Origin of the sequence: Gilliamella sp. (assembly GCF_024104075.1) — a bacterium.
GTDB classification, from domain to species: Bacteria; Pseudomonadota; Gammaproteobacteria; order Enterobacterales; family Orbaceae; genus Gilliamella; species Gilliamella bombi.
Map to the genome: position 1 here is coordinate 42,714 of NZ_JAGGHR010000017.1, position 11,211 is coordinate 53,924.

9 protein-coding genes and 1 pseudogene are annotated in these 11,211 nt (G+C 34.5%); 3 read left to right on the forward strand and 7 right to left on the reverse strand.

Annotated elements, in window-relative coordinates; translation table 11 throughout:
- Positions 1-141 precede the first annotated feature (141 nt).
- The 4 genes and pseudogenes from rpoH to ftsY all read right to left on the reverse strand — a co-directional run.
- Complete coding sequence (rpoH, locus tag J6569_RS06840) at positions 142-1,002, reverse strand: RNA polymerase sigma factor RpoH (RefSeq protein WP_065590254.1); 861 nt, start codon at positions 1,000-1,002, stop codon at positions 142-144.
- 195 nt (positions 1,003-1,197) lie between these two features.
- Complete coding sequence (ftsX, locus tag J6569_RS06845) at positions 1,198-2,166, reverse strand: permease-like cell division protein FtsX (RefSeq protein ID WP_065590255.1); 969 nt, start codon at positions 2,164-2,166, stop codon at positions 1,198-1,200.
- Positions 2,166-2,825, reverse strand: a complete 660-nt coding sequence (gene ftsE, locus J6569_RS06850; RefSeq protein WP_034911799.1) for a cell division ATP-binding protein FtsE — start codon at positions 2,823-2,825, stop codon at positions 2,166-2,168. Before ftsE ends, ftsX begins: the two co-directional genes overlap by 1 nt.
- Before the next feature lie 8 nt (positions 2,826-2,833).
- Positions 2,834-3,757: pseudogene (gene ftsY, locus J6569_RS06855) on the reverse strand (signal recognition particle-docking protein FtsY); the annotation flags it as partial.
- A gap of 575 nt (positions 3,758-4,332) precedes the next feature.
- Between ftsY and J6569_RS06860 the strand changes: the two are divergent.
- Both J6569_RS06860 and J6569_RS06865 read left to right on the forward strand, forming a co-directional pair.
- On the forward strand, positions 4,333-5,526 hold the full coding sequence (locus J6569_RS06860; RefSeq protein WP_296318096.1) for an efflux RND transporter periplasmic adaptor subunit: 1,194 nt from the start codon (positions 4,333-4,335) through the stop codon (positions 5,524-5,526).
- Entirely contained in the window at positions 5,498-7,495 is a 1,998-nt protein-coding gene (locus J6569_RS06865; protein WP_238552641.1) for a MacB family efflux pump subunit, read from the forward strand. The genes J6569_RS06860 and J6569_RS06865 overlap by 29 nt, the downstream gene beginning before the upstream one ends.
- Positions 7,496-7,598: 103 nt before the next feature.
- On the opposite strand, the gene J6569_RS06870 is transcribed toward J6569_RS06865, so the two are convergent.
- Both J6569_RS06870 and J6569_RS06875 read right to left on the reverse strand, forming a co-directional pair.
- The gene (locus J6569_RS06870) at positions 7,599-8,312 is read right to left on the reverse strand and encodes a DsbA family protein (RefSeq protein ID WP_065626249.1); all 714 of its coding nucleotides are present in this window, start codon (positions 8,310-8,312) and stop codon (positions 7,599-7,601) included.
- Positions 8,313-8,326: 14 nt separating this feature from the next.
- Positions 8,327-8,596 (reverse strand): YihD family protein, encoded by a 270-nt coding sequence (locus J6569_RS06875; protein ID WP_034911797.1) that lies wholly within the window; start codon positions 8,594-8,596, stop codon positions 8,327-8,329.
- A gap of 144 nt (positions 8,597-8,740) precedes the next feature.
- On the opposite strand from J6569_RS06875, the gene mobA reads away from it, so the two are divergent.
- Positions 8,741-9,328 (forward strand): molybdenum cofactor guanylyltransferase MobA, encoded by a 588-nt coding sequence (gene mobA, locus J6569_RS06880; protein ID WP_296302094.1) that lies wholly within the window; start codon positions 8,741-8,743, stop codon positions 9,326-9,328.
- Between the two features lie 544 nt (positions 9,329-9,872).
- Here the strand turns inward: mobA and J6569_RS06885 are convergent.
- A partial coding sequence (locus tag J6569_RS06885; RefSeq protein ID WP_296318097.1) for a hypothetical protein occupies positions 9,873-11,211 on the reverse strand: 1,339 nt, incomplete at its 5' end.

Consider the following 11,211-nt stretch of genomic DNA (forward strand, 5'->3'; position numbering starts at 1 on the left):
CAATCGAAAATATAACTTAATCATATCTGTGTTTATTTTATATCCTTTTATTTCATGAGTTTAAGTTATAAAAAAAACCTTACTTTTTTAAAAGTAAGGTTTAGGAAGTTAACACTAATTAAAAAATTATAAATGAAAAAATTATGCTTCAATAGCAACTCTTAACTTTTTCATTGCATTTTTTTCAAGCTGGCGGATACGCTCTGCTGAAACACTATATTTATCGGCTAAGACCTGTAAAGTTGATTTGCTTTCATCAGAATCTAACCAACGTGCTTTAATAATATCTTGGCTACGTTCATCTAATTTTAATAATGCATCATGTAGCCTATCTGTCGCATCATTTTCCCAATTATCATTTTCAATTGATTTTGAGAAATCAGAATTGCTATCTTCTAAGTAAAGTGCCGGTGCAATAATTGAATTATCATCGTCATCATTATCTATATCAAATGACATATCTTGTGCTGACATACGTGATTCCATTTCAAGTACATCTTTACGACTTACACCTAATTCATCTGCTACCATATCCACTTCTGCATTACTGAACCAACCTAAACGTTGTTTAGTCTTTCTTAGATTAAAGAATAGCTTTCTTTGTGCCTTCGTTGTTGCAACTTTAACAATACGCCAATTTTTTAATACATATTCATGGATTTCAGCTTTTATCCAATGCACAGCAAATGAGACCAAACGAACACCCATTTCAGGATTGAAACGACGTACTGCTTTCATCAAGCCAATATTACCTTCTTGAATTAAGTCAGCTTGTGGTAAACCATAACCCGAATAACCACGGGCAATATGCGCTACAAATCGTAAATGAGATAAAATTAACTGGCGAGCAGCATCTACATCATCGTGATAATAGAGTTTTTCACCTAATGATTTTTCTTCTTCTGCAGTTAACATTGGATAGGTGTTAATCATGCGAAGGTATGATTCTATATTTCCTTGTGGGATTAAAGCACCTACTTGCATTTTTAAATCAGTACTCATTTAATTCCCCCTTAAATAATAAATTTCGTTACATTAAATATGTAACAATAAAAACGTTAAACTAGCGTTTATTACAATATTAGACCAATGAATTATAAATTAGTTCACTATTTTAGCTAAAATACTTAAAATGTTTTACTTAATATTAGCCTTTTATTAAATTGATATATATCTTGGCAATTTATAGCAAAATAACTAGACAATTTGTGCTATTTTTAAGTATTTCTTAGTCGCAATCAACGATGAAAGCCACCCAATACTAGCTGTTATAAGGACAATCAATAAACTCTCATCCCATAATAGCCCTTCAATATGGATTATTGTTCCAAATGTATCAGAAACATTCAACATAATTAACTCTATTTGATAAATAAATATTTCCGATAACACTAACGCTATAATAGCGCTAATAAAACTAATAAACATTCCACTATAAAGAAAAGGACGCAAAATAAATCCTTCTGTTGCCCCAATTAATTGCATAACCATAATCGTCTGTTTTCTAGAGAATATATTTAAACGGATGCTATTACCAATCACAAGGGATACAGCTATAATCATAAATATAGAAATAATCCATACGATAGATTTAACCATATCAGTTAGTGCTGTTAAACGAGTAAACCAGCTATCATCTAATTTTATATCATCAATACCATCAATGGTAAGCAATTCTTTTTGTAATCGATGTAACACAGCTGTCTTTTTTGACTCATCTTTAGGAATAACAATTGCTACTGCAGGTAATGGATTTTCATCTAGCAAATCGAGTGCATCACTAAACCCAGACCACGTTTCGAATTCTTCTTTTGTTTCATCTTTGGAAAGATATTCAACCTGATCAACTTCATAATAAGATTTAATTTTAGCAATCAATTCTGTTGTTTGTTCTGATGTTAATTCTTTATTGATATAAACTGTCAAACTGGGAGTTGGATTCCATTGCTGTGCAGTTTGACTAGCGTTTTTCCAAAGTAAATAGCTGATAGTTGGTAAAGTAATTGAAATAGCAATAACAAAAATGGTCAGTAATGAAGCAATAATATGCTGAGAAAAGTCATTAAACGTGTTACGCCAAGCATAACCGATTTGTCTTATCCAGCGAGAGAAAAAGCTATTTTCATTCTTCTTCGATTTACTAGGTTTGATATTAGTTAAGCTCATTAATTTTTAATCTCTAAACGTCCCTGATTTAAATGCAATATTCGATGGTGCTTGCGTCGTATCAGTCCCATATTATGCGTTGCCATCAAAATCGTTACACCAGCTTGATTAAATTCTTCAAAAAGCTTTAAGATATCTTTTGATAGTTTATCATCTAAATTACCTGTGGGTTCATCTGCAAGCAAAACACTAGGACGATTAACAATAGCGCGAGCGATACCTACTCGCTGCTGTTCACCACCAGATAACTGTATTGGATAAAATTCCATCTTATTAAGTAATCCAACTTTATCCAGTGAAGCGGAAACTCTTCTTTTAATTTCTTCAGCTGGTTTACCTAAAATAATTAATGGAATAGCTACATTATCATAAACAGTGTGATCCATCAGTAATTGGTGATCTTGAAAAATCATACCAATTGTGCGACGTAGAAATGGCATCTCTTGGCGTCTTAAACTTGAAACATCAACGCCATTTAACAACACTTTGCCATCATTCGCTCTTTCTAACCCACAAATTAATCGCATTAACGTACTTTTACCAGCCCCTGAGTGTCCAGTTAAAAAAGCCATTTCACCAGGTAATAAAGTGAAGCTAATATTTTGTAGTGCTGGTTTACCGCCAGAATACACTTTACTTACACGCTGAAATTGAATCATGACACTCTCTAACCATCTGTTTCATCAAACAAAGCATTGATAAAATCATCAGCAACAAAAGGCCTTAAATCTTCAATTTTCTCCCCGACACCAATATAACGAATAGGAATATTAAACTGATCGGCAATACTAAAGATAATACCCCCTTTTGCAGTACCATCTAATTTAGTTAATGTCATCCCAGTGACACCAACAGCCTCATTAAATAGTTTGGTTTGGCTAACCGCATTTTGACCAGTACCAGCATCAATAGTCAACATAATTTCATGGGGTGCTGTTTCATCGTGTTTCTTAATTACGCGTACTATTTTTTTTAACTCATCCATTAAATGAGATTTATTTTGTAAGCGCCCTGCAGTATCGGCTATTAATATATCTATTTTTTTTGCTTTTGCTGCTTGTATTGCATCATAAATGACAGAAGCGGAATCTGCATTAGTATGCTGAGCAATAACAGGGATATTATTTCGTTCTCCCCAAACTTGTAATTGCTCAACAGCCGCTGCCCGAAAGGTATCACCCGCCGCAAGCATAACCGATTTGCCTTGTTGTTGAAATTGACGAGCCAATTTGCCAATTGTTGTTGTTTTTCCAACACCATTAACACCAACCATCAATATTACAAATGGTTTATGGCTTTCTATATCAAGGGGCTTATCTACTCCATCTAAAATAGATTTCATTTCCTGTTTTAAAAGATCATGTAATGCATCAGCATCTTTTAGCTCTTTTCTCGATGCTTGTTTAGTTAAGGAATCAATAATTTTTTGGGTTGTGTCAAAACCTACATCAGCAATAAGTAACTGCTCTTCTAATTCTTCAAATAAAGCATCATCGATCCTTTTCCCTTTAAATAAACTAAGAAAACCTGAACCAATATTTTGTTTAGTCTTAAAAAGACCTTTTTTTAAACGAGAGAAAAACCCTTCTTTTTTTTGTTCAACCATAAATAATTATCCCATAACATTTTCTAAGATCATTTTATCTTATTTTAGAATAAAGCCCAATGTATTCAATAAAAGAGACCATTCTTGTTCTTTTGTCAGATTTTTTTCTAATTACAAAATTTAGAAAAACACTAGGTTGTTTACACTTCAAGTTAAAATAATCCTATAAAAACTCATAAATTATTTTCCTCGCAATCATTTTATGCAGTTTAGCCATATTATAATAGTTAATAAATCACTTAAAAATTTGTTTTTTATTTTTGAGTTGCTAAATGTTTATTGACAATACCACATCTTCATTTGAGTACGTATCACTCTTTTTACTTTTCCACTTATTTGTGGATAGGTAGGTTTGATCAATTTTACTTTTTTTATTCATGTTTATTACAATAGTTCCTCAAATTACTATAAACAACACGAATAATTTCTATAAATTAGTTTAAAATTTAAAATTTAAAATTTCATAATTATTACAATTTATTAATAATAATTATCAATATCATTTTTGTTATTACGGTAAAATGTTAAAATTATAATAAGAAAATAAAGGGTGAAAAACATTGTTAAAATTAATGAAAATTAAATATTTAATTATAGCTACTATCTTCTTTACAATTATTTATATTGTATGTTTATTCATATCTCATTCAGAGCCTACAGCTAATTATATTACCTCACCAGTTACCAAAGGTAATATTGAAAAAACCGTACTAGCCGATGGAACAATTAGTGCTTTTAAACAAGTTAGTGTTGGTGCGCAGGTTTCTGGACAAATTAAAAAACTCTATGTTGAGCTGGGTGATGAAGTTAAACAAGGCGATATGATTGCTGAGATTGATGATCTTAAACAAAGCAATGATTTAAAACAATCTGAAGCGTCACTTAATAGTTTAGAGGCACAACGTGAGGCAAAAAAAGCGAGATTAGTTAACAATCAATTAACCTATGATCGCCAGTACAAACTTGTTCATAAAGGCGTTGGCATTCAATCGGATTTAGATGCGGCAAAAGCCGAACTCGATGCAATCAAAGCCGATATTGCAGCACTTGATGCTGATATCGTTAAAGCACAAATTGCAGTCGATACCGCCAAAGTTAATTTGGGATATACTAAAATTCGCTCCCCTATCGATGGAGTGATTGTTGCAATTCCAGTCAATGAAGGACAAACTGTTAACTCTGTTCAAAGTGCACCAACCATTGTTAAAGTCGCACAACTTGATAAAATGACCATTGAAGCGCAAATTTCTGAAGCCGATGTGATCAATGTAAAAAAAGGAATGCCTGTTTATTTTACTATTTTAGGTCAACCTAATAGACGCTTTGATGGTTTAACATTACGGGCTATAGAGCCTGCACCAGACTCAATTAATACTGAAACAACCTCGTCAAGCTCATCATCAACAACAAAAAGCGCAATTTATTATAATGGATTATTTGATGTAGATAATCCCGACCATGTGTTAAGAATTTCAATGACAGCGCAAGTTTATATTGTCTTGTCTGAGGCAAAAGATGTACTAACCATTCCATCTCAAGCAATTCAAAAAAAATTGGGCAATAATAAAGCCATTATTTACCTGTTAGATAAACATAATGAGATCGAAGAACATGAAGTTACTTTGGGTATCGATAATAATGTCAATGTTGAGATAAAATCGGGGATTAAAGAGGGTGATATGGTTGTGGTCAGTGGCACTAATGGTGCTTCACTAGGTGGTAATAATGCAAGAGCCCCAAGGATTCGATTCTAATATGGTCAATAATATACCTCTTATTAAGCTTGAGAATATTGTTCGTGAATTTCCAGCAGGCGATTCAACCATACAGGTTCTTAAAAGCATAAATCTAACAATTAATGCTGGTGAAATGGTGGCGATAATTGGCGCATCAGGATCGGGTAAATCCACTTTGATGAATATTTTAGGCTGTTTAGATAAACCGACCTCGGGCACTTATTCTATTGGAGGACGCACAACAAGTGAATTGTCACCTGATGAGTTAGCTCAGTTACGCCGAGAGCATTTTGGTTTTATCTTTCAACGTTACCATTTATTAAATGCACTAACCGCACAAGGCAATGTAGAAATCCCTGCTATTTATGCTGGCGTTACCAATGAACAACGTCAAAAAAGAGCGAACGAAATTTTAACACGTTTAGGGCTTGCCGAAAAAATCCACAATAAACCTAACCAGTTATCTGGAGGTCAACAACAGCGGGTCAGTATTGCCAGAGCCTTAATTAACGGTGGACAAATCATTTTAGCTGATGAACCAACGGGAGCACTTGACCGTAAAAGTGGTTTAGAAGTGATGGCTATCTTACAAGAGTTACATCAACAAGGTCACACTGTTATTATTGTTACCCACGATTCAAATATTGCCCAAAGTGCCCAAAGGATTGTTGAAATTAGTGACGGTAATATTATTTCTGATTCTATTAACCCTAATTATCAATTTGATCAAAATGATAATCGGCAAGTTAAGCAAATCGAAGCAACCAGAACCCAAGATAATCTACTGGCAAAATATTACCGTTTTCGAGATGCTTTTAAAATGGCCATGCTATCAATGCTTTCGCAGCGATTACGGACATTTTTAACCATGTTAGGCATAATTATTGGCATTGCCTCGGTAGTCTCTGTTGTTGCATTAGGACAAGGCACAAAGCAGAAAATTTTATCTAACATTAACTCATTAGGAACTAGCACGTTAGAAATCTATGCAGGATCGGGCTTTGGTGATCGTAATGCGGATAAAATTACTACATTACGCTCATCAGACGCAGATTTTTTGGCGCAACAAAACTTTGTCCACAGTACTACCCCTAACCTTGCAACCAGTGTTTATTTCCGAATTAATAATTTAGCAGTAACTGGAACAGTAAATGGTGTAGGAGAGCAATTTTTTGCGGTTCGTGGTTACACTATTTCTCAAGGAAAATCTTTTGATGAAGCAAGTATTATTGCCTCGGCACAAGATGCAGTGATTGATGACAATACTGTTAAACGGTTATTTGCAAATCAAAACCCAATTGGAAAAATTTTAATGGTTGGACAGTTACCAGTAAGAATAATTGGTGTTGCAACTAAACAACAGCAAGGATTTGGTAGCAATGAAAGCCTGAATGTTTGGTTACCTTATACTACCGTGATTAACCGCATGGTAGGTCAAACTTCGTTAAAAAGCATTACAGTACGTGTTAAAGATAATGTTAATTTATCTGTTGCTGAACAAGCTATTAATCGAATTATGTTACAACGGCATGGTACAAAAGATTTTTTCATCTTTAATTCCGATAATATACGAGAAACAATCAACTCATCCGCTTGGGTAATGACGTTATTGGTTTCGGCTATTGCGCTGATTTCCCTCGTTGTTGGCGGTATTGGTGTGATGAATATTATGTTAGTATCAGTCACAGAAAGAACTCGAGAAATTGGCGTACGAATGGCTGTCGGTGCTCGATCAAGTGACATATTACAACAATTTTTAATTGAAGCTGTATTAGTATGTTTAATTGGCGGAACAATAGGTATTGTACTCTCGTTTGCCATTGGCTTTATTTTTAATTCAGTTGTTACATCATTTGCAATGAATTTCTCAGCAATAGCTATTATAGCGGCATTTAGTTTCTCAAGTATAATTGGTATTATTTTTGGTTATTTCCCTGCTAGACGGGCTGCTAAACTCGATCCAATTTATGCTTTAGAGCGAGAGTAACAATTGATATAATAAAAAATCCCATTGCACAAAATGATACAATGGGATTTAAAACGTCAAAAATAAGGGATTAACTTATGTTGTTTCTAAACTTGTTAACCATTTATTTTTTATCAGAATGCGCTTTTTCTTCTATTTTTGCATTAGGATCTAACCCTGCTACAAATGCAGTAACTCTTGCATAATCATTAATAAATGCATCATCACTAGTTACATTAAGTTGATTTGCTATGATAAAAAACTTACGATTAACAATAACCGTAGGGATTGAATCTGGTTTCATCTCTTTAATCGCATCTGCTTGTTGTGCCATAAATGATTTAACCAAAAAGCTATCTTTTGTTTTATCATACACTTCATTACTAACACCTAATTTTTCAAAAACAGCTTTAATGTCATCTGCTGTTTTTATTGTTTTATCTTTTTGAACCGCATTATAAAGTGCATCTGAAGCTTTATCTTCTATACCTAGTACATTAGCCACAGCCCATGCTTGCGCAAGATCTTTAGCTAATGGTCCAAAATCTTCTAAATGGTAGCGTTTGAATTTAACACCTTCTGGTAAAGCCTTGCTAATAGTTTGAGGACCTTGATTTTGAATTTCAAATCTAAAACAGCTTGGGCAATTAAACGAAAAGAACTCAATAACTTCTTTATCTGGCGATGGATTAGTTGGTAGCGCAGCATATTGTTTACCTAATTCAATCGGCTCAAATGCATTCGCTGACGTGTCGGCTTTAGTAATAGTTGGGCTTTCATTTGCAAAACAGTTTACAGAAAAAAGCAAAATACTAATTGCGATAAGTGTTTTTTTCATTTTAATGATTCTCCTTATTCTTTTATAATCCCACGAGCTTTTAACAATGCGGTTTTAAAATCTTCTTCATAATCTTTTTTTAGACCTGGAATAACATCATTCTTATCCGAACCCCGCATTTTTAAATGATAAATTAAGACTTCATCACTCAAATCTTTTAATTCACCTTCAAAACCAGCCTCTTGACCTAATTTAGCTAAAAATTGTAATAAATTAAGATCAGAATCGCCTTCCCATGCGGGTTGCAATAATTCCATTACTTCATCAATACGATGACATTTCATAATTGTTACCTTTAGTAAATCTTCAAACCTTTCGAAGATAATGATAATTAAGCAATCATTAAAAATGATACGCTACGACTTGCAATAACATTACTATATAGTAATGTTATTTTGTTTTTTCGCAACGTAAAAGAGAAATAATTTATGGAAAAACCCTCTATTACTGCAATCATTCTAGCTGGAGGTAAAAGTACCCGCATGAATGGCAACGACAAAGGACTGTTATTATTACATCAAAAACCACTTTATCAACATGTCATTGATTGCATCAAACCTCATGTTGATGCAATCATGATTAATTGCAATCGTCACACTGAACAATACCAAAAAGCTGGTTATCCTATATTTAGTGATGACCTAGCAGGATTTTGTGGACCATTATCGGGGATTTACAGTGGTTTATTACGCAGCAAAACCGATTGGAACTTATTTGTCAGTTGTGACACGCCTTTTTTGCCAGCTGATTTAATTGACCGTTTAGCTTTTTATACGGCAAATAACAGCGCTATTTATCCACATGATGGACAATACCACCATCCAACCATCCTACTTATTCATAAAACCGTTACTCAACAACTAAAAATCTATTTAGAGCAAGGCGAACGCAAGCTGATGCTGTTTTTAGAACAAATCAGTGCTAAATCGGTTGATTTTAGTGATAAAGCAGCTTGTTTTAGCAATATCAACACGCTAGAGGTGCTTAATTCATTTAATCAGAAAGAAGATAAATAATCATTTATTTTCATAAAAAATAGGGTGTTAGCTTTAGGACATTTTGGCTTTTGCGGAATGATTAATATTGCTGATAACATCTAAAACACAAACACACCCAACAGCCAAGTTTGGCGTGCTAGCTTTACTTGGTTATCGGTATATTTTGATGCTGTGATAAGGCAAGCATATTAGCATTGTGGTGCTATAAGCGTGTTTTTGCTCTAAAATTGTTCAGGTAGGCTATTGATTTTATTGAACTTTTATTTGCGTTTCTAAATAAAATCAAACACTTATAGGCTAGTTATTTATTACATTGAATTTGACTTTTTAATAAAAGCGCTTTTGTTATTTGATAATAGCTATTATTGGCAACTTGTTAATAACAGCTAGTTAATAACAAAAGCGCAAACTTTAAAATTGTTTCGGTCGGGCGTTGTTTTGGCTTTTAGTCATTAAACTCAGCGCCCCAACTTGCGTTGGAGCTTTATTATTTTTTATATTTTCCTCTCAGGCACCATAATCACCTTCCGCACCTAAAGGATTAAGAAATAAACGCTAAAAATTAAGGTGCAGTACAAATAGTATAGCCACGATCGTAAACAAGATCGAAAGTACCGGTGGCGCCGAAATTCCCGGAAACAACGTTCGAACGTTTACCATCTTTTAATTCACTTGAAAAGTAAGCGTCGCCCATGAATCCCACATCAGCATAGTATTGCATACTGCCCCACTCAGTGAAAAATCCTGCTCCAATGTGACGCTTGAAAAGCGTAGTATCAGACGTCGCTATGCCACTGCCACTTATACATGAATAACACTTCCCATTGGTTAAATTCCTTACCTGCGGAGGACGATAACCCAAACTATTACACCATGCTAACTGGTCACTATAAGTTTTCCATTGACCACCACGATTGACGAACCACTGCCTCAACACAAATCCATACCTCACCTCATTACCACTTCTATCCCTTCCGACTAACTCAAAGGTTTGCGGTAAAGATGGACGTGTTAGTGAACTTGGATTATCTGAATTTATCTGAGTACTATCAGCTTTAGGACCATTCAACGTTACCCTCGTTACGTTCTTGGATTTATCAGTAATCCACTCATCAGCTGGTATAGTATTCCCTTTTGGGTCCGTGAATGTCCCTGAAAGTGGCCTTGTCCAACTCACCGCTGCCGTTATATCACCAAGCGTAGTAACTGTCCAACTCAATTGGCTTGCATCTACCCCAACTATATCCAAATCAAAATACAATCCATCTGCACCTGTTGTTGGAAAATTTAAACCGTAAGATGATGGATTAGTGGACTGAATTAAAAAACCCTTTGCTGGGTTCCACATACTAGGTGGACCTGCATACCTGCCTGTGCCATAATTTAGATTCGGCCTGACCGAACAAATAACGGGCTGTGACGGCAGAGTGATATAATACTCCGCTGTTCCTCCACTAAAAGTACTACTATTCGGCATGCCATAACGAGTCTCTAAAGTTCCCTCTGAACTATCTAAGGTTACCTTATAAGGTGCATTACATAGACTTAATGTATCACTACGATTAACGGTATTGCCATCTTTATCTTTTATTACTAACGATATACTTCCTGATGCAGTAACTTCACCTGCTCCCTGTCCATCCCCATCATCATCGCCCCATTTACCTTGTGCCACTAAGTCATTTATATTTATTGAGTTGCTTGATGACGGGACTATCATTTCAATATCAGCAAAAGTATCCTCTACATTCGGTAACTTGATTGGCGCTGTCGGTGATGAAGAATTATTTTGCAATGTAAATGTTCGACCATCCGATAACTTAATACTTAATAAGTCATCTGTAGTAGTCAATTTGGTAGTACCGCCATCAATAGTTAAATAAGGCGCAGTACCGTGAATG

Bases quoted from the DNA above. Each gene is read 5' to 3' on its own strand.
- mobA (WP_296302094.1), top strand. From the start codon at position 8,741: ATGGAAAAACCCTCTATTACTGCAATCATTCTAGCTGGAGGTAAAAGT.
- J6569_RS06865 (WP_238552641.1), top strand. From the start codon at position 5,498: ATGCAAGAGCCCCAAGGATTCGATTCTAATATGGTCAATAATATACCT.
- rpoH (WP_065590254.1), bottom strand. From the start codon at position 1,002: ATGAGTACTGATTTAAAAATGCAAGTAGGTGCTTTAATCCCACAAGGA.
- ftsX (WP_065590255.1), bottom strand. From the start codon at position 2,166: ATGAGCTTAACTAATATCAAACCTAGTAAATCGAAGAAGAATGAAAAT.
- J6569_RS06870 (WP_065626249.1), bottom strand. From the start codon at position 8,312: ATGAAAAAAACACTTATCGCAATTAGTATTTTGCTTTTTTCTGTAAAC.
- ftsE (WP_034911799.1), bottom strand. From the start codon at position 2,825: ATGATTCAATTTCAGCGTGTAAGTAAAGTGTATTCTGGCGGTAAACCA.
- J6569_RS06875 (WP_034911797.1), bottom strand. From the start codon at position 8,596: ATGAAATGTCATCGTATTGATGAAGTAATGGAATTATTGCAACCCGCA.